Origin of the sequence: Catenulispora sp. EB89, from assembly GCF_041261445.1 — a bacterium.
Classification (GTDB): Bacteria; Actinomycetota; Actinomycetes; order Streptomycetales; family Catenulisporaceae; genus Catenulispora.
On record NZ_JBGCCU010000001.1, the window covers coordinates 260,417 to 283,104 of the forward strand.

The following is a 22,688-nucleotide window of genomic DNA, read 5'->3' on the forward strand; positions in this document are numbered from 1 at the left end:
GTGGAACCGGGTCCGGTACCGGGTCCGATCCCGCTGCGCCGCGCTGAGGTTCGCCGGGACCGTTGAGGTTCGTCAGGGTGCCGCCGAAGGTCGTCTGGCCAATTGCCTGGCCGATTGCCTGGCCGATTGCTCGGTCGATCCGTCCAGCCGATCCAGCCGATCAGTCCTCGCCGTCCAGCCGCTGCGCGCCGAGCTCGCGGACCACGAGTTCGTGGGCTGAGGCGTTGTCCTCGGCCAGGACCTCGTCGTCGTCCGAGACGACGTCATCCTCGGGGCGCACCGCCGGCGTCGCGGGCATCGGGGGCGGGGCCGCCGGTGCCGGAGTCGGCGGCTGCTGACGCTGTGGCTGCTGCTGTGCCTGCTGCTGAGGCGGCGCGGCCGGGCTCGGGACCGGGGCGGCACGCGACGGCTCGGGCTCGTGCTGCGGGGGCGGCGTCGGCTGCGCCGGGGCCTGAGCCTGCGGGGGCTGATACGAGGTCGGCGGCGGGGGCATCTGCGCCGGGGGCGGCGGCGTCATGGAGACGCCGGGCGAGACCTGGGTGCCAGGGGTCTGCGACGGGTCGACGATCGCGTCGACCTGCCACTGGAAGGTGAACAGGTCGCGCACGGCTTGGCGCAGCGTGTCAGAGGTGCCGCGGCTCACGAACCGGTCGCGCGCGCCGGCGCTCACGAAGGCGACCTGCAGGCGGTCGCCGTCCAGACCGAGGACCTGCGCGTTCTGGCTGAGGAGCATCCAGCTCACGCGGCCGTCACGGCGCTTGACCTCTTCGAGGAGGTCGGGCCACATGCGGCGGATGTCGACGCCGGTGGGTGCGGCGGACGGCGCGGATGGGGGCTGGGATTGCTGCTGCGGTTGGGCCTGAGCCTGTGGCTGTGGCGCCGGAGGTTGGGGCGCCGGCGCGGCCTGAGGCGCGGCCGCGTCATTCGAAGGCAGCGAGGGTGTGCTTTCGGCGGCCCACGCCGGGGCTTCGGAGGCGGCGGGAGCCGGGGTGGCGTCGGCGGCCCACGAGGGGGCGGCCTCGGCGGCCGGCGATCCGGGTCCTGCGTTGGCGGCCGGTCCGCCTTGTTCCCACGGCGGCGTGCCGAGGGCGCCTTGGCCCTGGCCCGCGGAGCCCGGCTGCCCGCCCGGCTGTCCCGCGCTGTTCGGCGCGTCGGCACCGGTGCCCGACGGCCCCTGGCTCGGAGCTCCCGAGCCGGAACCCTGTTCCCACGGCGGCGTTCCGAGCGCTCCGCCGACTGCCGCCGGGGCCGACCCGGCACCCTGCTGAGTCTGAGTCTGCTGAGTCTGAGACTGCTGGCCCTGCTGCGGCACACCGCCGCCTGCCGACTGCTGCGGGCTGTCCGCACCGCTCGGCCGCCGCACCGGCGGCTCGTCGAACTCGTCCGCCACCACCCGCGGCCCGGCGGTCATCGGCGCCATCGGCGCCATCGGGGCGGGGGCGGCGGCGCCCAGCACCACGCCGCGGCGCTCCAGCCGGTCCACGCGGGCGGCCAGGCCCTGCTCGGCGTCGTCGGCACCGGGCAGCAGGACCCGGGCGCACACCAGCTCCAGCTGCAGGCGTGGGGCGGTCGCGCCCCGCATCTCGGTCAGGCCGGTGTTCACCAGGTCGGCGGCCCGCGACAGCTCCGCGGCGCCGAAGGCCCGGGCCTGCGCGGTCATCCGCTCGAACTGGTCGTCGGGTACGTCGATGAGGGCCCGGGCGGCGCCGGCGTCGGTGACCGCGTTCAGGACCACCAGGTCGCGGAGCCGCTCCAGCAGGTCGGTCAGGAAGCGCCGGGGGTCGTGGCCGCTCTCGACCACCTGGTCGACCAGGCCGAAGACGGCGGCGCCGTCGTGTCCGGCGAAGGCCTCGACCAGCCGGTCCAGCAGCGCGGCGTCGGTGTAGCCGAGCAGGCCGGTGGCCATCGCGTAGCTGACGCCGTTCTCGTCGGCGCCGGCCAGCAGCTGGTCCAGCACGGACATCGCGTCCCGCGCCGAACCCGCACCGGCCCGCACCACCAGCGGCAGCACCTCGGGCTCCACCTTGATGCCCTCGCGCGCCGTGATGTCGGTCAGGTGCTCGCGCAGCACGCCGGGCGGGATGAGCCGGAAGGGATAGTGGTGCGTCCGCGACCGGATGGTCCCGATCACCTTCTCCGGCTCGGTCGTGGCGAAGATGAACTTCAGATGCGGCGGCGGCTCTTCGACGACCTTCAGCAGCGCGTTGAAGCCCGCCGAGGTCACCATGTGCGCCTCGTCGATGATGTAGATCTTGAACCGGGACGCCGCCGGCGCGAAGAACGCCCGCTCCCGCAGATCGCGCGCGTCGTCCACACCGCCGTGCGACGCCGCGTCGATCTCGATCACGTCGATCGACCCGGACCCCCCGTTGGCCAGCTCGACACAGGACCGGCAGACCCCGCAGGGCGTCGGCGTGGGGCCCTGCTCGCAGTTCAGACACCGCGCGAGGATCCGCGCACTGGTGGTCTTGCCGCACCCGCGCGGCCCGCTGAACAGGTAGGCATGGTTCACCCGGCCGTTGCGGAGGGCCTGCTGCAAGGGCAGCGTCACGTGCTCCTGGCCGACGACCTCCTCAAAGGCGTCGGGCCGATAGCGGCGATAGAGCGCGAGGGACACGTAGCAAAGGTATCGGCTGAGACCGACAACAGGACAAAAAAGAACTCCCATGCACCCGCCAGAGCACACCGACCCTTGCTGCCGTCAAGCCCTGGGGGAGTTGAGTGTGATGACGCCGCATGGGAGTCCGGGGTCAAGCATATAGGAGTGCAGACCCATCCCGAGAGTCGGGTATGCTTCTCGGCGGAGGATTCGCCTAGTGGCCTAGGGCGCACGCTTGGAAAGCGTGTTGGGGGCAACCCCTCACGAGTTCAAATCTCGTATCCTCCGCTTGTAGGACGACCCCGAGCTGCGAGAACGCGGCTCGGGGTCGTTGCTTTTCCGGGCATCGGAACGGTCTTGAGCGGTCGGATTCGGGGCTCGGCCGGGGTTCTGGCGCGGCTGGGACGGCCGTCGCGGTGTGACGAGCGTCACGGGGGCGACACCCGCCGGACCCCGAAAAGACACTTTCGAGTGACCCGGCGGGGTCGGCGGTCCGGCCGAGGACTCGACCGGCGAACCGGATCCGTGGCCGCGTCACACTCCGAGCCGCGCCAGGAATTCCTCAAGCTTCCCGGACATGCGTCCGACCTGTTGGTCCACACTCAGGGTCTCCTCCATCCGGCCGCCGGCTCCGGGCGACTTCGTGCCGCGGATGTAGAGCGAGCAGGCGAGGTCCGCGCACAGGTACAGGCCCGCGGAGTTGCCCTGGCGGCCGGCGTCGCCGGCCTTGCGGCCGGTCATCAGGGACACGCCGCCGCCCGGGTGTGTCGTGAGGCACAGGGAGCACAGGTTGCGGCGCAGGAATCCTTTGCGGCTGGCGGCGCTGCGCAGCATGACGCCGGTCAGTCCGTCGCCGCGCGGCGTCACGAGGTAGGCGCGGTCCTGGGCGCCGAGGTCGCGCCAGCCGAGGAAGTCGAGGTCGGGCCACGGCACGTCGGCGAGGTCGCGGGGCATCGGGATGCGTTTGGCCTCGCCCTGCGAGCAGTTGGCGAAGCTGGCACGGATGTCGTCTTCGGTGACAGGGTGCATGGAATCGAGCTGACCATGACAGGCCCGCGTCGGCAAAGCGGAATTTGCCGGTGTCGCCACAGACGCCTTGGTACGGCAGGCCACACAACAGTGCCCGGGCGCTAAGGGGCCCGGGCACTGTCGCTGTGTCGAGGAGCTACTTCAGCGTGGCCAACAACGAGGTCGTCTTGTTGACGGCCGTCGCCAACTGACCGCTCTGCGCCGCCGCCAGGAACTGGTCCGCACTCACCTGTGCCGGTGCGTACGGTCCGTCGTCCACCGAGTACGTCTGCCCGGGATCAGGCTCGAACTTGCCCGGCAGACCGGTCTGGTCGGCGGAAGTATCCAGCGTCATGGCCAGCGCCGGCTGGCTCATGTCGTCGGGAACGAACCAGTAGTTGTAGACGGACGGGGTACTCGACAGGACCGTCAGCTTGCTGTCGGTCGGCTTCTGCGTCCAGACCTCCAGCGTCCCGCCGGGCACCACCTGCTTCGTGCACGTGACGTTCGGCGGGCACCACCCGAACGTCTGCTGCCTGTACTGCGCGGTCTGCTTGTCGGCTTCCCACTGCAGCTGGTTCTTGCCGCTGGGCCCGGTGAGCATGATCTGCGGCTGCACCGTGGACACGTCGACGCTGACCTTCACCTCGGACGGAAGCGCGGCCGCCGCGGCCGCGACGATCTGTGCCTCGGTGTCCGTGACCTTGGTCTGCGTGTCCTGAGAAACCGCGGTCCGGGGATCGAGCAGATACTCCAGATTCGCCAGCCCCGGCTTGGCCAGCATCCCCATCAGGCCGTCGGCGGAAATCGCCGGCCCCGACGAGTCGGAGGCCGACGTGCCGTCGATGCTCGGCGGAGGCGGCCAGATGCCGCCGGTCATGTAGTCCGAGGGCTCGTGGTCCGCGTACTGGATCTTCGCGGTCGCCGTCGACTCCGTGAAGCTGAACGCGTACTTGGTCCGGTTGTTCGGGACGAACATCATCGACAGGGTCTTGCTCACGATGGTGTTGCCCGTGCCCGGCTTCACGACATCCGTCGGCAGCGACTGCCCGCGCACCGCATCCGTCGCGGTGGTCGCGTTCTCGAAGAGGTACACGGTTCCGCCGTCTACGGCCGTGGTCGTGCAGGTGCCCTGCTTGCTCCCCTTCGGCGCCTGCGGACAAGCGGTCTGGCGGATCACGTCGTCCGTATCCTGGGCAGGCGCCAGACCGACCCACATGGTCGCGCTCGTCGTTCCGTGCGGCCCGATCAGGATGGCGGTCGGCACTCTGGCCGCCCCCATGATGTGCCCCACGGGTTGCCCCGCGGTCACCCCGGCCGGCAGCAGCGGCTGCAACAAGCCGGGCAGCCGCTGCTGGACGTCCTGGACCTTGTCGAGACTGCCGAGCTCCGGTCCGAAGCCCAGATAGCCCTTCGGGCTCACCGCGGTCGGCGAACTCGCCGCAGACGTCACCTGGTCCGCCGGGTTCTGATGCGTACGCCCCGCCGGCGCCGCCCCGGTCACCATGGCGAACGTCCCGATCACCGCCACCGCGCTCAGCGTGGCCCCGCCGGCGGCGACCATCCGGTTCCGGCGCCGCACCGCGTCCCCGCGGGCGATGGACCCGCTCGCGAGGTCGCGCAACGGCGGCTCGGGGTCGGCGAACGCCGTCCCGAGCAGACCGCGCACAGCGCTGTCTTCGTTCTCTTCATTAGTCATGTCAGGTCTGCTTCCTCACTCCTGCTCCTGCTCGGCCTGACGCCTCGGCGAACCCGGCCAGAGGCTCCCGCAACAACCCCAGCCCACGGCTGGCCATGCTCTTCACCGAGCCCTGGGAGATGTTGAGGATCCCCGCGGTCTGCTCCACGCTCATGTCCTCCCAGTACCGCAGCACCACCACGGCGCGGGTACGGGGAGGGAGTTGCTTAAGCGCTTCCATCACCGCGAGGCGGGTTTCGGTCGGGTCCGCCGGCGACGCCCTCTCGGGGAGGTGTTCCAGGGGCACCGTGTCGAGGTGCTTCTTCCTGGAGTCCAGAAAGCATCGGTAGACCACCTGCCGTGCGTAGGCACCAGGGTTGTCCGCGGCCCGGACCCGGTTCCAGTGCCGGTAGATGCGGTCGAACGCCATCTGGACGAGGTCCTCTGCGAAGTGCCAGTCACCGCAGAGCAGGTAGGCCGACCGTCGCAGATGGCCCTGGCTCGCCACCGCGAACTCACGGAACTCCTCCCGGGAATCGGAGTGCTCCGCGGGACGGCTTCCCATTTGGAATCTCACGTGAGTATCGACTTACGTCTTTCGGGCGCGGGTTCGTAAGAGCGGAGAGATTTTTCGCGCCGCCATCCTGCGCGTATACCGCCGCGAAAGTCATCCACAGCCCTGCGAACATCACAGTCCGGTCCCGTTCCGTCACGATTTTGTGTCCTCTTTGCCGATCGGGAGCCGCCTCCCCGAGCCGCTCCGGCTACCCTGGTGCCGTGATCTTCAAGCGCATCGGCGAAGGGCGGCCCTACCCCGACCACGGACGCTCCTTCAAGGAGTGGGCCGAGGTGGCCCCGCGCCAGATCCGCCTGGACCAGCTCATCACCACCAAGCGCCACCTGGACCTGGACGCCCTGCTGTCCCAGGACTCCACGTTCTACGGCGACCTGTTCGCGCACGTCGTGCACTGGCAGGGCGGCTACTACCTGGAGGACGGCCTGCACCGGGCCGTGCGCGCCGCGCTCCAGCAGCGCACGGTGCTGCACGCGCGGGTGCTGGACCTCTCGGAATGAGACAGCGGTCGGCCGCGCTCGGCGGCGCCGTCGTGGTCGTCGCGGTCCTGGCCGGCGTGCTCTGGTACGCCAACCGCCCCGCGCCCTCGCCGGCCAAAGCGGGTGACTGCATCACGGCTCCGTCGGCCGGGAGCTTCAAGACCGTCGGATGCGCCGACAGCGGCGCCGCCTTCAAGGTGGCCGCGGTGCTCGACAACGGCGACAGCAACGGCTGCGACGCCTACCCCGCGGTGATCATGTCCGTGGTGGACAAGAACCGCACCAAGACCTTGTGCCTCGACAGCGCCAAGTAGTCCCGGCAGACCCGGCGCTACAGGCGCCCAGCGCTCCCGGAGCACTACGCTGCGAACGTGAGTGATCTCCGGGAGTTGCTGAGGTCCGGGCTCTTCCGGCGGCTGTTCGCGACCCGCCTGATCGGGCAGTTCGGCGACGGCGTGTTCCAGGTGGCCCTGGCCGCCTTCGTCGTGTTCTCCCCGGAGAAGGAGGCGACCGCCGCCGAAGTCGCGAAGGCCTTCGCCCTGCTGCTGGTGCCCTTCACGGTCATCGGGCCGTTCGCCGGGGTGTTCCTGGACCGCTGGCGCCGCCGGCAGGTGCTGTTCTACGCCAACGTGCTGCGTGCCGGGATCGTGCTGGTCGTGGCGGCCCAGGTCCTCGCCGGACACAGCGGGCTCCTCTTCTACGCCTCCGCGTTGGCCGTCCTGAGCTGCAACCGCTTCATCCTCGCGGGGTTGTCCGCCGCTCTTCCACAGGCTGTGGATAACCAACGGCTGGTCGTCGCCAACGCGGTCTCGCCGACGGCCGGCACCCTCGCCGCGACCCTCGGCGGCTCGGTGGGAGTCGTGGTCAGAGCGCTCGTGGGGGCCGGTGACGGGGCGAACGCGCTCATCCTCGTCGTAGGCGCTGTCCTCTATATGGCGGGCGGTTTGGTGGCGCGCACCATGCCGCGCGACTCTCTCGGTCCCGACGACCGTCCCGAAAGCTCCGCATGGAGCGAGCTGAAGGTCGTCGCCCAGGGACTCTGGGAGGGCTTGGAACATCTCAGGGAGCGCAAGCCCGCGGCCGCGGCGCTCGCCGCCATCACCGCCAACCGCTTCTGTTACGGCCTGACGACCATCATGGTCCTGCTGCTGTTCCGCAACACCTTCAACAACCCGGACGACACCAACGCCGGCCTGCGCGGCTTCGGCACCGCCGTCGCGGTCTCCGGAGTCGGCTACTTCATCGCCGCCTTCGCCTCGCCGATCATCTTGCGCCACGTCGATTTCTCGACCTGGATCACGGTCTGCATGATCGGCTCCGCGGTCGCCCTGGCGGCATCAGCGGGCTGGTGGCGTGTCGTCCCTCTGTTGATCGGCGCACTGGTTCTGGGATTCCTCGCGCAGGGGCAGAAGATCTGCACCGACACCACAGTGCAGCGCAATGTAGAGGACTCCTATAGAGGACGCGTCTTCTCGCTCTACGACATGCTCTTCAACGGTGCCTTCGTCGCGGCGGCCGCAGTGGCCGCCGCAACGCTGCCGGCGTCCGGGAAGTCGACGGCGCTCCTCTACGCGACCGTCGCTGTGTATCTCCTGGCGGGAATCGCTTATGGCTGGTTCCGCGCGGCTTCCCGCTCGGCCCACCAGGACCGCAGCTCCGTCTCCACCGTGTCGTGATCCAGCGGGCCGCGGTCCATGCGCAGCTCCAGCAGGTGCTTGTACGCGGCCCCGACTTCCGGTCCCGGCTTGATCCCGAGGATCGCCATGATCTCGTTGCCGTCCAGGTCCGGGCGGATCGAGTCCAGTTCCTCCTGCTCGCGCAGCTCGGCGATGCGGCGCTCCAGATCGTCGTACGCGTGCTCCAGCATCAGGGCGCGCCGGCGGTTGCGGGTCGTGCAGTCCGAGCGCGTCAGCTTGTGCAGCCGCTCCAGAAGCGGTCCGGCGTCGCGCACATAGCGGCGCACCGCACTGTCGGTCCACTCCGCCTCTCCATAGCCGTGGAACCGCAGATGCAGCTCCACCAGACGGGAGGTGTCGTCGATGATCTCCTTGCTGTACTTCAGCTTGCGCAGCCGCGAAGCCGTCATGTGCGCGCCCACGACCTCGTGGTGGTGGAACGACACACCGCCGCCGGGCTCGAAGCGGCGGGTCTTCGGCTTGCCGATGTCGTGCAGCAGCGCGGACAGCCGCAGGATCAGGTCCGGGCCGTCCGTCTCCAGGTCGATGGCCTGCTCCAGCACCGTCAGGGTGTGCTCGTAGACGTCCTTGTGCCGGTGGTGCTCGTCGATCTCCAGGCGCAGTTTGGGCAGTTCCGGCACCACGATCTCGGCCAGGCCGGTGTCCACCATCAGCGCCAGGCCGGCCCGCGGGTTCGGGGCCAGCAGCAGCTTGGAGAGCTCGACCTGCACCCGCTCGGCGCTGACGATGGTCAGCCGCTCGGCCATCTCCGTCATCGCCTTGCGCACCTCGGGGGCGACGTCGAAGCCGAGCTGCGCGGCGAACCGGGCCGCGCGCATCATTCGCAGCGGATCGTCGGAGAAGGACATCTCCGGCGTGCCGGGGGTCCGCAGCAGGCCCGCTTCCAGATCGGCGAGACCGCTGTAGGGGTCGACGAACTCGAACCGCTCGGGATCGGCGGTCAGCACCACGGCCATGGCGTTCACCGTGAAGTCGCGGCGGAACAGGTCGTCGTCGATCGAGTCGCCGTAGGCCACTTCGGGCTTGCGCGACTCGCGGTCGTAAGCCTCGGAGCGGAACGTGGTGATCTCCAGCTTCGCGCCGTCCTTCTGCGCACCGACCGTCCCGAAGGCGATGCCGACGTCCCACACCGCCTCGGCCCAGCCCTGCAGCAGCTTCAGCACCTGCTCGGGGCGGGCGTCGGTGGTGAAGTCCAGATCGTCGCTGCGCCGGCCCAGCAACACGTCGCGGACCGGACCGCCGACCAGCGCCAGGCTGTGACCTGCGGCGGCGAACCGGCCGGCGAGCTCGGAGAGCACCGGCACGACTCGTAGCAGTTCTGTTACCGCTGCCCGCTGTGCCTGGTCAAGGTGCGGTTCCGGGGGTCGCTGCTGGTCGGTGTGCATGGTGTCCGAGTTTACGTGTCGGGGCGCGGTGGCCGGGCCCGACTACGATTCGTCAGGTGACCAGCCGAGTCTGCCGCGCGCTCTCCGCCTTGGTGCTGTTCGTCGGCGCCGCAAATCTGTTGCCCGGCAGCGCGCACGCCGAGGCGGCGCGCTCGGACCCGATGCCGGTGGAGGTGGGGATCGGCCAGGTCTCGCCGCAGATCCCGGACTTCACCAACACCTCCAAGCCGATCACTTTCGCGGGTCAGATCCGCAACACCGGCGCGAGCACGCTGCGAGGAGTCCACCTCGAAGTGCAGCGCAGCCTGGTCACCGCCCGGTCGAACATGGGCTCGGCCAACGACGGGGGCTACAGCGTGCCGACCAAAGCGGTGAAGTTCACCGAGCTCGCCGCGGGCGCCCCGCAGTCGTGGAAACTCACTCCCACAGAGCTCGAGCTCTTCGGCTCCCACAGCCCGCAGGCCGGCGTCTACGCGATCGACATCGACGCGTTCGACGAGAACGACGTCTTCCTGGGCGGGCAGCGGACCTACATGGTCTGGAAGCCGATGGACATGTCGGGCGCCAAGCAGACTCGGATCGCCCTGATGTGGCCGGTCGTCGGTCAACCGGGACTCACCGGGCAGAAGAAGGCCGACTCCTCGGCACTGCCGATAGTCTCGGACCAGTCTGTGGAGCAGCAGTTCACGCAGGGCAGCCGCCTGACCAGGATTCTCACCGAGGGTTCGACCCTGCCACTGGTCAACTGGCTGGTCGATCCTGATCTGTTGAACACGGCGAACGCACTGTCCGGCGGCTACTTCTATCCCGACCCCAACGCTGCGAGTACCACCAGCGGCAACGGCAGCAGCACGACCAGCGGATCCTCCAATCCGGTCGGAGCCCCCGGTACGGACCCGAAGAACTGGTACAGCCTGGCCACCAAGGTGCTCACCTCGTCGCAGGGCAAGAACTGCTGGAACCTTCTGTACGGCGACCCCGATCTGAACACTCTCTCCCACAGCGACCCCGGCAAGAACCTGCTGAAAACGGGCATGACCGGGCAGCCGCCGCTCAGTCCCTGCCGGGCGAACGGCCAGACCGGCCAGACCATCGCCTGGCCCTCCGACGGCCAGGCCGACGCCGCCACGCTCGCAGGCATCGCCAGCACCGGCATGCCGAACCTGGTCACCCTGGTCGGCTCGACCCAGGTGTCCGGCTGGCCATCGGCGCACGCCTCGCTGCCGGACAGCCCGAACACGGTCGTCTACGACAGCTACCTGTCGGGCTCGAGCGTCTTCGCCGACCCCGCCAAGACCGCCCCGGCGACGCTGAACAGCGCCGGCGTCCTGGCCGGACAAGTGTGGCTGGCGCAGACCGCACTGGCCGACCGCGACAACACCGGCCGCGTCCTGGTGGTGACGCCGCCGCGGGACTTCGACCCGCCCCAGGAACTGCTGCAGGCCATCGACTCCATGAGCGGGGTGCCCACCGCCGACCAGTGGTTCGGGCTGGACGACCTGGGCAAAGTCCTCGACACGCCGGCCACGCTCGAACACGCCTCGGCACTGAGTCCGGTCTCCACCCCGAACTTGTCAACCGACATCGTCGCCTCGGTCTCGGACAGCCAACTGCTCTACCAGGCGCTGCACGCGATCATGCCGGGCCACCAGTTCGACTCCGCCGTCCCGTTGCGGCCGGCGGCGACCTGGTGGCGGAACCACGCCGGCGACGCGGCGTATACCCAAACCGTGTACTCCACGGCGGTCCATGATCACGCTCTGGTGTCCTTCGGCGGACAGACTCCGCCGCTGACCATGTCCGGCAAGTCCGGGACGGTTCCGGTGACCATCAGAAACCAGACAAACGCGACAATCACCGTCTACCTCCGCGCGCACACCTCGCACAGCGTGCAGCTCAAGGTCGATGAGAACCAGGGACCGCACTCCGTGGACCCCGGCCAGTCGGCCACCATCCGGATCCCGGTCAAGGGCGAGGGCAACGGCGTGCAGGTCGACCTGTATGCCACGCTGTACACCTGTAAAGACATGAGCCAGAACTGCACGTATTATCCATCGGGCCTGATCAGACCAACGAACGAGGACGGCGGTCACACCCAGGTCACGGTGAAGGTCAGCCGCATCGGCATCATCGCCCTGAGTCTGATCATCGGGTCGGGGATGCTGCTCGTCCTGTTGATCGGATTGCGCGTCTACCGCGCCAAGCGCACCCATCACGCCCCCGCACAGGACACAATGGCAAGTTGAAACACCGACAATGATCGGACGACGGACACCACGGACGCGGGGAGCGCTGGAGAGATGACGAGCGACGGCAGCGGTCTGTGGCATCCGGATCCGCCGCGCGAGGACGACGACCAGCGGCCGCGCCGGGCCCCGCAGCCCGGCTCAGGCGGACCGCAGAGCAGTGATCCTCGTCACACCCCGGCTCCCGGGCCCGCGCCGCAACAGCCGTGGACCCCGCAGTCGGAGCCCCGTTTCGACCCGCAGACCGGCCGTCCGCTGCATCCCGACCCGCGGGCCGCGCAGGGCCATCCGGCCGGGCCGCCGCAGCCGGGCCCGCAGCATCCGGTCCCGCCCGGCGCGCCGCAGCCGAACCAGCCGCTGAACCAGCCGCCTAATCTGCCGCCGCGCCGAGAGCAGTACGCCGGCCCGCAGGCCTCCTATCGCGGCGGTCAGCCCCCGCAGGGCGGCGGCGAGCAGTACCCGGGCGCCGGCGCGCCCGGACCGGGGCACCGCCCCGACCCGAGGAGCCCGCAGCAGTTCGCCGGCCCCCCGCCGGGCCGTCAGCCCGATCCGCGCCAGCCGGATCCGCGCCAGGGCGACCCTCGTCAGCCCGACCCCCGCCAGGGCGCCCCGCGCCCGGACCAGTTCGGCGGCGCCCCCTCGCACGGCGCCGACCCGCGCCGCGAGCGCTCCGAGTCCTGGCAGCCGGCCCCGCCGAACCAGAACCACGACCCGGGCAGCCACGGCCGCCGGCCGATCGACGACAGCCGCGCCCTGTTCCGCGACGAGGTCCCGGGCCGCGGCGGCGAGCAGCAGCCGCCGTCCTGGCAGCCCCCGCAGCAGGAACAGCGCGGCGCGGCGGCGCCGGAGGAGGACTCCGAAGAGCGCGACTGGCGCGACGACTACGAGGACGCGGTCAGCGCCACCCGCTGGGACCTCTCGCCGATCCCCACGATGACGGTCGCGCCCCGCCGCGCGAACCCCAGCAACCTCGAAGCCCTGATACCACCACGTCGCGGCCGCGTGCAGGGCCCGGCGACGCGCGGGCCCGGCGGCCCGGCCGGCACCGGACCCGGGACGCGCGAGGGCGCCCCCTGGGAGCAGGGTGTCCGGGACCGCACCCCGACCGAGGTCCGCCCGCAGGCCCCGGCCGAGCCCAGCGTCGGCCGCGCCTCGCGGCTGATGGCCCTGGGCACGCTGGCGTCCCGGCTGACCGGCCTGGTCCGGCAGTTCCTACTGGTGGCCGCAATCGGCACCGCCGACATCGCCAACTCGTACACCATCGGCCTGAACCTGCCGAACATGCTGTACATCCTGATCATCGGCGGTGCGCTGAACGCCGTCTTCGTGCCGCAGCTGGTGCGCTCGATGCACCGGGACCGGGACGGCGGCTCGGCCTACGCCAGCCGGCTGCTGACGCTGGTCCTGACCGGTGTGCTCACGCTGACGATCCTGACCGAGATCTTCACCCCACAGCTGGTGGATCTGTTCTCCAGCTTCTCCGGGTCGAACCGGCAGCTGGCGATCGACCTCGGCCGGATGTTCATGCCCCAGATCTTCTTCCTGGGCCTGTTCGTGGTGCTCGGCCAGATCCTCAACGCCAAGGGCCGCTTCGGGCCGATGATGTGGACGCCGGTGCTGACCAACGTCGTGGTCATCGGCTCCACCGGCGCCTACTGGTACATCAACCAGAGCAACGACCTGACCCCCTCGACCATCCCGGCGGCCGACGTCCGGCTGCTGGGCCTGGGCGTCACGCTGGGCATCGCGGTGCAGGCGCTGGCCCTGCTGCCGTACATCAAGTCCGCCGGCATGAACCTCACGCTGCGCTTCGACTGGCGCGGCCACGGGCTGGGCAAGGCGGTCACGCTGGCCAAGTGGACCCTGCTGTTCGTGCTGGTGAACCAGATCGGCCTGGCCGTGGTGATGCGCTACGCCTCCGACGTCGGCAACGACGGCTTCGAGCACTGGGGCGTGGCGGCGTACAACAACGCCTACATGATCTGGGGCCTGCCGCAGGCCCTGATCACCGTCTCGGTGATCACCGCGCTGCTGCCCCGGATGAGCCGCGCGGCGGTGAAGAACGACCTGGACTCGGTCCGCGAGGACATCTCCTACGGCCTGCGGGTGACCGGCGTCGCGATAGTCCCGGCGGCGTTCGCCTTCCTGGCGCTGGGCCCGCAGATCGCCGTGGTGCTGTTCAAGCACGGCGGCATGTCGATGGACAACGCGCACATCATCGGTTACATGCTGTCGGCGTTCGGACTGGGCCTGATCCCGTTCTCGGCCCAGTTCCTGATGCTGCGCGGCTTCTACGCCTTCGAGGACACCAAGAGCCCGTTCACCATCAACATCTGGATCTCGGCGGCCAACGTCGCGCTGAGCACGGCGGTGTTCTACGCCCTGAAGGGCGGCGGCAAGGAACGCTGGGCGGTCGTGGCGATGTGCTCGGTCTACGGCGTCGCCTACTGCATCGGCCTGGCCATCACCGCCCGGAAGCTCAAGAGGCGGCTGCGCGGTCTGGACGGCCAGCGCATCATGCAGACCTACACCCGGCTGATCGGGGCCTCCGCGGTCGCCGCCGGCGCCACTTTTATCGTCGCTTTATACGTGAACCGTATGGTCGGTCAGAGTTGGCTGGGCTCCGCCGTCTCGCTGACGGTCGGCGGCGGCCTGCTCGCGACCCTGTTCGTGCTGTGCGCCCGCTTGATGCACGTGGAAGAAGTCGAGCAGCTGCTCGGCTCGGTGCGCGCGAAACTGGGGAGGTAGCCGCCTGGCGATTTCGCGGTGTCGACCGGTCTAGAGACGTTTTCCAGAAGCAACCGCCCATGGTTCTTAACGGTCTGCACTGATGAGGGTCGGACAACGCGCCACGAGGACGGCACGAAACCTAATACCATGAGGCGGGGATGACGAGACCATGCCACAGAGCATGCACGGACCAGGGAGTCATGTGGCAGCCGCGGACCAGACCACCGATCCGGACGGCGGACTCGGCGCGGACGCCGAGGCGCTGATCCTGTCACTCGGCGTTACCGTGGGCGACCGGCTCGACGGCCGGTACCGCCTGGACCGAGTCCTGCACACCACGGGCCCGGCCATCACCTGGCTCGCCACCGACGAGAAGCTGAACCGGCCCAACCGCATCCACCTGCTGCGCTCGGACCAGCCGCGGGCCGAGGCCTTCATGGCCGCCGCCCGCGCCGCCGCCGCGATGGCCGACAACCACTTCGTGCAGGTCCTGGACGCGGTCCCCGACGACGGCCTCTACTACGTCATCACCGAGTGGCTGCACGACGGACACACCCTGGGCGAGGTGCTCAGCGGCGGCCCGGTCCCGGTCACCGAGGCCGTGCGGATCACCACCGAGCTGGCCCGGGCCATCACCGAGGCCCACGACCAGGGCCTGGCCCACCTGCGGCTGTCCCCCAAGACCGTGCTGCGCACCGACACCGGCGAGGTGAAGATCCTCGACCTGTGCCTGGCCGCGGCGCTGACCGGCACCGTCTCGCGCGACCCGCTGGGCACCGACCTGAGCGCCATCGGCGAGCTGGCCTACGCGCTGCTCACCGGCCGGCGGCCGCAGCAGCCCGAGCCGGTCCCGCCGAGCGAGCTGCGCTCCGAGGTGACCCCGCAGCTCGACGACGTGATCCTGCGCATCCTCGGCGACGGCCCGGCCGGCCCGCAGTACCAGACCCCGACCGAGGTCGCCGACGCCCTGGCCCAGCTGCCGCGCCCGCGCTACGAGGCTCCGCTGCCCTCGACCCCGCAGACCGCGCCGCTGCGCCACCAGCAGACCACGGTCATGCCGGCCATGCCCGCCGGCGCGGCCCGGACCACGGCGATGCCGCAGGTCGCCCCGAGCTACCAGCCGGCGCCGCCGCGCCCGACCGCGCACGGCGCGCCGGCGCGGCCCGGCTCCTACGACGAGGACGAGTACCGTCCGCGCGGCGGGGGCTCCGGCGCCGGCCACGGCGGGTCGCGGGGCAGCGACCACGGCGGCGGAGGCGGCGGCCGCAACAGCTCGGCGCTGATCGGCGTCGGCGCTCTGGCCGCGGTGGTCGCGGTCGCACTGCTGGCCTACACGATGTTCAGCGGCAGCGGCAGCGGCAGCAAGGGCAACCAGAACGCCGGCAACACGAGCACGTCGAACTCCCAGGCCGCCACCACGGGTTCCAGCCAGGCCGCCCCTTCGGCGGGCGTCACGGCCGCTTCGGTGTCGGTCTACGACGAGGACAACGGCAAGGAGGGCGCCGGCTACCTGGTCGGCGGCCAGATCAGCGACAAGGGCTGGATCACCAACCAGTACTGCGGGCCCAACCCGACGCACAGCGGCGACCCGAAGAGCACCGGACTGATCTTCGACCTGGGCTCGGTCAAGACCATCACGTCGGCGACGGTGACCATCGGCACCGCTGGCGCGGCCATGGAGATGCAGGCGGCCGACGCCTCCGTCACCCAGGTGCCCGCCCTGGTCCCGGGCAGCGCGCCGGCCGGCTTCAAGTCGATCGCGACCGCCGACGCCGGCGGCACCACGGTCACGCTGAAGGCCGCCTCCCCGGTGAGCACCCGCTTCGTACTGATCTGGTTCAACAAGTCGCTGCCGGCGGTTCCGAATCCGGACAAGACCATAACTTGTGCCAAGGACAGCGGGAACCGCTACGGCGACTCCATCATGTCCGTGAAGTTCAACGCCTCCTGACCTGGCCGCCATGCCTCCCCAGGGTGCCGACCTCACCCAGCTCGACGACCGGGCCCTGCTGGCCCGGCACGTCGAGGGGGACGGTGACGCCTTCGGCGAGATCTTCCGCCGGCACCGCGACCGGCTCTGGGCGGTCGCGCTGCGCACAATGGGAGAACCGGAGGACGCCGCCGACGCGCTGCAGGACGCGATGATCTCGGCGTACCGCGCCGCCGGCTCGTTCCGCGGCGACTCCGCGGTCACCACCTGGCTGCACCGGGTCGTGGTGAACGCCTGCCTGGACCGGATGCGGCGGCGCGGCAGCCGACCGACGGTCCCGCTGCCGGAGGTGGAGACCGAGTACGCGCGGCCGACGGTCACCGACGACATCACCAACACCGACCTGCGCCTGGCCCTGGAATCGGCGCTGGCGACCCTGCCGGACGAGCAGCGGGTGGCGCTGGTCCTGGTCGACGTCGAGGGCTACAGCGTGGACGAGACGGCCCGCGCCCTCGGAGTGGCCCCGGGGACCGTCAAGAGCCGCTGCGCGCGGGCCCGGGCGAAGCTGCTGCCGCTCCTGAGACATCTCCGCGAGGGAAACCCGACGGAATCTCCGGGGAACACCGCGGCGACCGGGAACCAAGGAGCCGCGGCCCGCGTCAAAGTTGCGACGCCGCAAGATCGCCGGGAAGGAGGCACGGCCGGATGATGACCGATCCCGCCGCTTCCCGTCCCGGGACACATTTGGACCCCGACCAGATGGCGGACCTGGTCGAAGGACTTCTCGACGCCACCGCGGCCGACGAGGCGCGGACGCACCTGGCCTCGTGCCCGCTTTGCTCCGCCGACTTCGCGCTGATCAGCGGGGAAGCAGACCTGGGCGAACTTACCGGCCTGGGTGAACCGGCCGGTCTAGGCGGACTGCTGCCTCCGATGCCGATCCCCCAGGACGTCATGGCCCGCGTCGAGGCCGCGCTGTATCGCGAGCCGCCGCTGGGCACCCCCGCGGCGGCCCCTGCCGCGGCCGCCGCTCCGCCGCGCCGTCGGCAGTTCCGCATGGCCCTCGGAAGTCTGGCCGGTGCCGCGCTCGTGATCGCAGGCGGTGTCGGAGTGGTCACAGCACTGAACAACGGGACCGGTTCCTCGAAGGACAGCAGCAGTAGCGCCGCCGGAAACGCCGCGGGGCCCGACGCCGACGGCTCGCACGCCGCCGGCCAGGTTCCCGGCGCGCAGTCGCAGGTCGGCGGCGCGGAACCCGGCACGAGCCAGGACAACAGCCCGGGCTTCTCGGGCAATATGAGCATCGCTCAGCAAGCCGAGGCCCTGCTCAGCCAGCACCTGATGACCCCGGCCAACGGGACTGGGCAGTCCGCCAGACCCGACTGCCCGCCGCCGGAGGTGCCGGCCGGCACGAAGTTGATCACCAGTGCCCAGACCGAGTACCAGGGCAAGCCGGCGTGGCTGCTGCTCTATCCGCGGCCCGGCAGCGCGACGCTCGTCGAGGTCTACGTCGTCTACGTGGATGCGTGCACTTCGGGCAATCCCGGGCAATCCGTCGACCATGTCGAGATCACGCGCCCTTAACACTGCGCGAGAAACCGCTCACGTGGCACAGCCGGGAATGCATCTTGCCTAGGATCGGTTGAGCCAACCGGCACTGAAGCTGCCCCCCAGGAATTCGAGAGGCCAGGCTCACGTGAGCGAGATCCGTAACGTCATCATCATCGGTTCCGGACCCGCCGGGTACACCGCGGCGGTCTATACCGCGCGCGCGGGCCTGAATCCGCTGGTGTTCGCCGGTTCCGTGACCGCCGGCGGCGCGCTGATGAACACCACCGAGGTGGAGAACTTCCCGGGCTTCCCCGAGGGGATCATGGGCCCGGACCTCATGGACAACATGCAGAAGCAGGCCGAGCGCTTCGGCGCCGAGCTCGTCTTCGACGACGTCACCGCGGTCGACCTGGCCGGACCGATAAAGAAGGTCACCGACTCGGCGGGGACCGTGCACGAGGCGCACACCGTCATCGTCTCGACCGGCTCGGCGTACAAGGAGCTGGGCCTGCCGGACGAGAAGCGGCTCAGCGGCAAGGGCGTCTCCTGGTGCGCCACCTGTGACGGCTTCTTCTTCAAGGGCCAAGACATCATCGTGGTCGGCGGCGGCGACACCGCCATGGAGGAGGCGCTGTTCCTCACCCGCTTCGGGCAGACCGTCACCGTCGTGCACCGCCGCGACGAGCTGCGGGCGTCCAAGGTGATGCAGGACCGGGCCTTCGCCAACCCGAAGATCTCCTTCGTCTGGGACTCCGAGGTCGTCGCCATCGAGGGCGACACCCACGTGACCGGGGTCAAGCTGCGCAACCTCAAGACCGGCGAGGAGACGCTGCGGCCGGCCGGCGCGCTGTTCGTGGCGATCGGCCACCTGCCCCGCACCGAGCTGTTCCGCGGGGTGCTGGACCTCGACGACGAGGGCTACATCAAGGTGGAGTCGCCGACCACCCGCACCAGCCTCCCGGCCGTGTACGCGGCCGGCGACGTGGTCGACCACACCTATCGGCAGGCCATCACCGCGGCCGGCACCGGCTGTGCCGCCGCGCTGGACGCCGAGAAGCACCTGTCGGAGCTGGCGCACCACCAGCCCGTCACCGTCTGACTCGGTTTCCCGTGAAACATCGGGCGATGTTTCACGGGAAACACGCCACCCCGGATTACACATGAGGAGCACACCATGGGCGACATCCGCCAAGTGACCGACGCGACCTTCGAGGCGGAGGTCCTGAAGAACGACAAGCCGGTGCTGGTCGACTTCTGGGCCCCGTGGTGCGGCCCGTGCCGCCAGGTGGCCCCGGTCCTGGAGGCGATCTACGCCGAGCACGGCGACAAGATCGACATCGTCAAGCTGAACACCGACGAGAACCCGCTGACCCAGGCGAAGTACGGCGTCCGGTCGATCCCGACGCTCAACGTCTACCGCGGCGGCGAGGTCGTGAAGACCATCGTCGGCGCCAAGCCGAAGGCTCTGCTGCTCAAGGACCTGGCGGACTACGTCGCCTGATCCAGTAGGGACCTGGTCAAAGGGGCGGTCTTTGGACCGCCCCTTCGGCTTTGCGCAGGACACGAGTGACAGAGTGCGTAGGGTAGAGGACCGTGACCACTGAACCGACCTACCGCCGCGGCGACTCCGGGCCCGCGGTGGCCGCGATCCGTGAACGCCTGGCCCGGCTCGGCCTGATCGACGCGGGGGCCATCCCCGCCCAGGGCGAGCCGGTCTTCGACGAGGCGGTGGAGACCGCGGTCCGCCATTTCCAGCAGACCCGCCGCACCACGGTCGACGGCGTGGTCACCCCCGGGACGATGCGTCTGCTGGAGGAGGCGTCCTGGCGCCTCGGCGACCGCGACCTGATCCCGGCCGACGAGCCCCCGTTCGGCGACGATGTGGCCGAGCTGCAGCGGTCGCTGCTCACCCTCGGGTTCGACTGCGGACGGGTCAACGGGGCCTACGACCCCATCACGGTGACCGCCGTCCGCGAGTTCCAGCGCAACGTCGGGCTCGCCGCGACCGGGGTCACCGACCTGCCGACGGTCCAGGCGCTGAACCGCTTGAACCGCCGCATGGCGCACGGCGGCCTGCTGCACGCGATGCGCGAATCAGAAGCCATCCAGAGCGCCGGGCCGGCACTGCCCGGCAAGACCCTGGTCCTGGACCCCGGCCACGGCGGCCCGGACACCGGGGTCAGCGCCGGCGGGCTGATCGAGGCCGAGGTGGTCTTCGACATCGCCGACCGGGTCAAGACCCGGCTGGAGAAGCTGAGCGTCACGACCTACCTGTCGCACGGCCCCGGCGGCAGCCCGGACGACCGGCGGCGCGCCGAGAAGGCCAACGAGCTCGGCGCGGATCTGCTCATCTCGCTGCACTGCGACGCCCACACGAACCCGGCGGCCTCCGGCGTCGCGGCGTTCTACTACGGCAACGACCGCTTCGGCCACAGCTCCCCCACCGGCGAGCGGTTCGCGGGCCTGGTTCAGCGCGAGGTCACCGCCCGCACGGGGCTGGCGAACCTGGGCACCCACGGCATGACGTGGGACGTGCTGCGCTACACGCAGATGCCGGCGGTGCGGATCGAGCTCGGCTACCTCACCAGCCCGCACGACGCCGCGCTGCTCGCCTCGCAGCGGTTCCGCGAGTCGTGTGCCGACGCCATAGTGGTCGCGGTCCAGCGGCTGTACCTGCCGCCGGAGTCGGACGCTCCGACCGGGGTGCTGCGGCTGGCGGAGCTGCGCTCGCACTGAGCGGCTGGTGACGGGTCCGATCGAGTATCGAGCGAACCGGTCGCCGGGACCGTCGGAATCGGCGGTCCCGGCGAGCGCGGCGGTCCGGACGGCGATGTTTCACGGGAAACCACACCCGGATCACGCCCGGATCATGACGGCCCGGTGGCGATGTTTCACGGGAAACCGCGCCCCGCCGTCCGCTCGCCGCGGGCCGCCTCGCGATCGCGCCCCTACCCTGGAACCGTGCCCCATCCCCACCAAGCCGTCCTCGTCGGCCGCGGCCACCCGGCGATCCGGGCGACCCACGCGAAGACCTTCGAGCTGACCGCGGAGCCGGCCATCACGCCGCGTGCGACGTGCGTGCTCGCGGTCGGCACCGTGCTGGACCCGAATCTGGCCGCGCTGCGCGGCCGCGTCCGGCTGACGCTGGCGACCCCGGGACTGGCCGCCCTCACCGGCGAGGCCACGTTGAACCCGCGCCGCGCGCTCACCGACCGCGCGGTCATCCGCCGCAGCGGCGCGCTCGACGCCGACACTTTGGCCGTCGACTCCACGCTGACCGCGGACGACCTTCCGGAGGAGTTCGCCACCGCGCTCACCGATCCGGAGCGCGAGGTCACCCTCACCGTCGAAGAACTCGGACCGAGCCGTCCTCTGCTTCGCGTGGACTTCGGCGAGCGGACTCATCTGCCGTCCTTGAAGGACTTCGACGCCCGGGACTCCTTCTCGCTCACCCTCGCGCCCGACGCGCCGCCCAAAGAAGCCGCTGCGGCCAACGCAGTACTCGAACGAGTGACAGCCGCGGGGGCCCGGGTCGCCGTGTCGACGCCGTACAAGCCCCTGGAGGCACTGCTGGCCGCCGGCCAGGCTCCCGACCCCTACGCGTACTTGGGAAGCCCTCAGCGCGTCTCCACGCTCCCTCTGACGCCCACGGTGTTCCACATGCCACCGGCCACCGATGCCTCGGTGTTCGCGGGGCGAGAGATCTGGATCGAGGACGTCTCAGAACTCGACATCGGCACCGCGATGACGCTCTCGACGCCGGCCGCCGCCGTCGAGACGCCGGGCGTTCTGACCGTCGTCGGCCCGGCCGCCGCCGACGCCGAACTCGTCGACCTCACAGCTGTGGCCCGTGCCCTCACCGACGCCGGCATCGCCCCTCGAACCCTGACCGAGGCCCTGGCCCCCTTCGGCCTCACCCGCAAACGGCTCTACGCACTTCTCACCGAGCAGGACCAGACATGACCCGCACCGCCGCCCTCAAGGTTCTCGCCGGCAAGAAGCTCACCGATCTCGATCCCGCCGAGTGGGCCGGGATCCGGGCCGCCGCCGAGCGGGTGCTCGTCGATGTCGGCACCGGCGACGCCCGCACCGCCTACCGCCAGGCGATCGCGCATCCGGAGTGGCTCGTGGTCGGGGTCGACCCGGCCTGGCAGCGCATGACCGAGACCGCCGTGCGCGCGGCCCGCAAGCCGGCCAAGGGCGGCGCCCCGAACCTGGTGCTGGTCAACTCGGCGATCGAGACGGTCCCGGCTCCGCTGCACGGAGTGGCCGACAAGGTCACGGTGCTCATGCCCTGGGGCAAGCTGCTGCGCGGCGTCGTGCTCGGCGAGGACGACGTCCTGTCCGGCCTGCGCTCCGTCGCCAAGGCCGGCGCACCGCTGGAGATCTCCATCGGGACCAGCATCTGGCGCGACCCGATCCCGCTGGAGATCCGCGACCTCCCCGAGCTGACCCCGGAGACCGTCGACTCGACGGGTCTAGCCGATCGGCTGGCCGGTTCCGGCTGGAAGGTGGCCGACGTCCGGCTGGTGCCCCACACTGATCTGGACACCATCAGCTCGTCGTGGGCGCGGCGGCTGGGGTCGGGGGCGACGGAGACCGTCCTGCACCTCCGAGCGATCGCGGTCGACCCACGTGACCCGGTGGGGCCGCAGTACACCGCCGCCGAACCCGGCGGCGACGCCCCCGAGGAACCACAGCGCGACGTGTAGCGCGCCCCGGGCCGCCGGCCGACCGCCGAGCCCCGGGACGATCCGACCGCTCATCGACCGACTCCCATCCTGCTGCCTCCCACCGTCCGACCAGGCTGG

18 protein-coding genes, 1 tRNA gene and 1 other RNA gene are annotated in these 22,688 nt (G+C 70.5%); 14 read left to right on the forward strand and 6 right to left on the reverse strand.

Annotation, left to right across the window (positions count from 1 at the left end; all coding sequences use genetic code 11):
* Positions 1–160: 160 nt before the first annotated feature.
* Both ABH920_RS01230 and ffs read right to left on the reverse strand, forming a co-directional pair.
* Positions 161–2,617, reverse strand: a complete 2,457-nt coding sequence (locus ABH920_RS01230; protein ID WP_370345800.1) for a DNA polymerase III subunit gamma and tau — start codon at positions 2,615–2,617, stop codon at positions 161–163.
* Positions 2,618–2,652: 35 nt separating this feature from the next.
* Positions 2,653–2,749, reverse strand: an RNA gene (ffs, locus tag ABH920_RS01235) — signal recognition particle sRNA small type.
* 53 nt (positions 2,750–2,802) lie between these two features.
* On the opposite strand from ffs, the gene ABH920_RS01240 reads away from it, so the two are divergent.
* Positions 2,803–2,887 (forward strand) — tRNA-Ser (locus ABH920_RS01240).
* A gap of 246 nt (positions 2,888–3,133) precedes the next feature.
* Here ABH920_RS01240 and ABH920_RS01245 read toward each other — a convergent pair.
* From ABH920_RS01245 to ABH920_RS01255, 3 genes are all read right to left on the reverse strand, one after another.
* Positions 3,134–3,628 (reverse strand): FBP domain-containing protein, encoded by a 495-nt coding sequence (locus ABH920_RS01245; protein ID WP_370345802.1) that lies wholly within the window; start codon positions 3,626–3,628, stop codon positions 3,134–3,136.
* Between the two features lie 136 nt (positions 3,629–3,764).
* Positions 3,765–5,306, reverse strand: a complete 1,542-nt coding sequence (locus ABH920_RS01250; RefSeq protein WP_370345804.1) for a hypothetical protein — start codon at positions 5,304–5,306, stop codon at positions 3,765–3,767.
* Between the two features lies 1 nt (position 5,307).
* Positions 5,308–5,850 (reverse strand): SigE family RNA polymerase sigma factor, encoded by a 543-nt coding sequence (locus tag ABH920_RS01255; protein WP_370345806.1) that lies wholly within the window; start codon positions 5,848–5,850, stop codon positions 5,308–5,310.
* Positions 5,851–6,062: 212 nt separating this feature from the next.
* Between ABH920_RS01255 and ABH920_RS01260 the strand changes: the two genes are divergently transcribed.
* From ABH920_RS01260 to ABH920_RS01270, 3 genes are read left to right on the forward strand one after another with little or no spacing between them, the layout of a single operon-like run.
* Positions 6,063–6,359 carry a type II toxin-antitoxin system VapB family antitoxin gene (locus ABH920_RS01260; RefSeq protein WP_370345808.1) on the forward strand — a complete coding sequence of 99 codons (297 nt, stop codon included), beginning with the start codon at positions 6,063–6,065 and terminating at the stop codon, positions 6,357–6,359.
* Positions 6,356–6,652, forward strand: a complete 297-nt coding sequence (locus tag ABH920_RS01265) for a hypothetical protein (protein ID WP_370345810.1) — start codon at positions 6,356–6,358, stop codon at positions 6,650–6,652. The genes ABH920_RS01260 and ABH920_RS01265 overlap by 4 nt, the downstream gene beginning before the upstream one ends.
* A gap of 57 nt (positions 6,653–6,709) precedes the next feature.
* Positions 6,710–8,014, forward strand: a complete 1,305-nt coding sequence (locus ABH920_RS01270; RefSeq protein ID WP_370345812.1) for an MFS transporter — start codon at positions 6,710–6,712, stop codon at positions 8,012–8,014.
* Here the strand turns inward: ABH920_RS01270 and ABH920_RS01275 are convergent.
* Entirely contained in the window at positions 7,945–9,420 is a 1,476-nt protein-coding gene (locus ABH920_RS01275) for a CCA tRNA nucleotidyltransferase (protein WP_370345814.1), read from the reverse strand. The genes ABH920_RS01270 and ABH920_RS01275 overlap by 70 nt on opposite strands.
* A 56-nt stretch (positions 9,421–9,476) precedes the next feature.
* On the opposite strand from ABH920_RS01275, the gene ABH920_RS01280 reads away from it, so the two are divergent.
* The 10 genes from ABH920_RS01280 (at position 9,477) to ABH920_RS01325 (ending at position 22,589) form a co-directional block, all read left to right on the forward strand.
* Positions 9,477–11,666, forward strand: coding sequence for a hypothetical protein (locus ABH920_RS01280; protein ID WP_370345816.1), 2,190 nt, complete (start codon positions 9,477–9,479; stop codon positions 11,664–11,666).
* A 54-nt stretch (positions 11,667–11,720) separates the two neighbouring features.
* On the forward strand, positions 11,721–14,414 hold the full coding sequence (murJ, locus tag ABH920_RS01285) for a murein biosynthesis integral membrane protein MurJ (protein ID WP_370345818.1): 2,694 nt from the start codon (positions 11,721–11,723) through the stop codon (positions 14,412–14,414).
* Positions 14,415–14,598: 184 nt separating this feature from the next.
* Positions 14,599–16,347, forward strand: coding sequence for a serine/threonine protein kinase (locus ABH920_RS01290; protein WP_370345820.1), 1,749 nt, complete (start codon positions 14,599–14,601; stop codon positions 16,345–16,347).
* Between the two features lie 10 nt (positions 16,348–16,357).
* Positions 16,358–17,035, forward strand: coding sequence for an RNA polymerase sigma factor SigM (gene sigM, locus ABH920_RS01295; RefSeq protein WP_370345822.1), 678 nt, complete (start codon positions 16,358–16,360; stop codon positions 17,033–17,035).
* Complete coding sequence (locus ABH920_RS01300) at positions 17,032–17,910, forward strand: hypothetical protein (RefSeq protein ID WP_370345824.1); 879 nt, start codon at positions 17,032–17,034, stop codon at positions 17,908–17,910. The genes sigM and ABH920_RS01300 overlap by 4 nt, the downstream gene beginning before the upstream one ends.
* A gap of 112 nt (positions 17,911–18,022) precedes the next feature.
* Positions 18,023–18,976, forward strand: a complete 954-nt coding sequence (trxB, locus tag ABH920_RS01305; RefSeq protein WP_370345826.1) for a thioredoxin-disulfide reductase — start codon at positions 18,023–18,025, stop codon at positions 18,974–18,976.
* Positions 18,977–19,051: 75 nt separating this feature from the next.
* A complete protein-coding gene (gene trxA, locus ABH920_RS01310) occupies positions 19,052–19,378 on the forward strand; it encodes a thioredoxin (RefSeq protein WP_370345828.1) in 327 nt (108 codons plus the stop codon).
* 92 nt (positions 19,379–19,470) lie between these two features.
* The gene (locus tag ABH920_RS01315) at positions 19,471–20,613 is read left to right on the forward strand and encodes an N-acetylmuramoyl-L-alanine amidase (RefSeq protein ID WP_370345830.1); all 1,143 of its coding nucleotides are present in this window, start codon (positions 19,471–19,473) and stop codon (positions 20,611–20,613) included.
* Between the two features lie 225 nt (positions 20,614–20,838).
* Entirely contained in the window at positions 20,839–21,840 is a 1,002-nt protein-coding gene (locus ABH920_RS01320; protein ID WP_370345832.1) for a DUF371 domain-containing protein, read from the forward strand.
* Positions 21,837–22,589: an rRNA methyltransferase gene (locus tag ABH920_RS01325; protein WP_370345834.1), complete on the forward strand. Its 753-nt coding sequence runs from the start codon at positions 21,837–21,839 to the stop codon at positions 22,587–22,589. Before ABH920_RS01320 ends, ABH920_RS01325 begins: the two co-directional genes overlap by 4 nt.
* Positions 22,590–22,688: the final 99 nt, after the last annotated feature.

Excerpts from the sequence above, each read along its gene's own strand:
- ABH920_RS01245 (WP_370345802.1), bottom strand. The coding sequence starts at position 3,628 with ATGCACCCTGTCACCGAAGACGACATCCGTGCCAGCTTCGCCAACTGC.
- ABH920_RS01250 (WP_370345804.1), bottom strand. The coding sequence starts at position 5,306 with ATGACTAATGAAGAGAACGAAGACAGCGCTGTGCGCGGTCTGCTCGGG.
- ABH920_RS01255 (WP_370345806.1), bottom strand. The coding sequence starts at position 5,850 with ATGGGAAGCCGTCCCGCGGAGCACTCCGATTCCCGGGAGGAGTTCCGT.
- ABH920_RS01265 (WP_370345810.1), top strand. The coding sequence starts at position 6,356 with ATGAGACAGCGGTCGGCCGCGCTCGGCGGCGCCGTCGTGGTCGTCGCG.
- ABH920_RS01275 (WP_370345814.1), bottom strand. The coding sequence starts at position 9,420 with ATGCACACCGACCAGCAGCGACCCCCGGAACCGCACCTTGACCAGGCA.
- murJ (WP_370345818.1), top strand. The coding sequence starts at position 11,721 with ATGACGAGCGACGGCAGCGGTCTGTGGCATCCGGATCCGCCGCGCGAG.
- sigM (WP_370345822.1), top strand. The coding sequence starts at position 16,358 with ATGCCTCCCCAGGGTGCCGACCTCACCCAGCTCGACGACCGGGCCCTG.
- ABH920_RS01300 (WP_370345824.1), top strand. The coding sequence starts at position 17,032 with ATGATGACCGATCCCGCCGCTTCCCGTCCCGGGACACATTTGGACCCC.
- trxA (WP_370345828.1), top strand. The coding sequence starts at position 19,052 with ATGGGCGACATCCGCCAAGTGACCGACGCGACCTTCGAGGCGGAGGTC.
- ABH920_RS01325 (WP_370345834.1), top strand. The coding sequence starts at position 21,837 with ATGACCCGCACCGCCGCCCTCAAGGTTCTCGCCGGCAAGAAGCTCACC.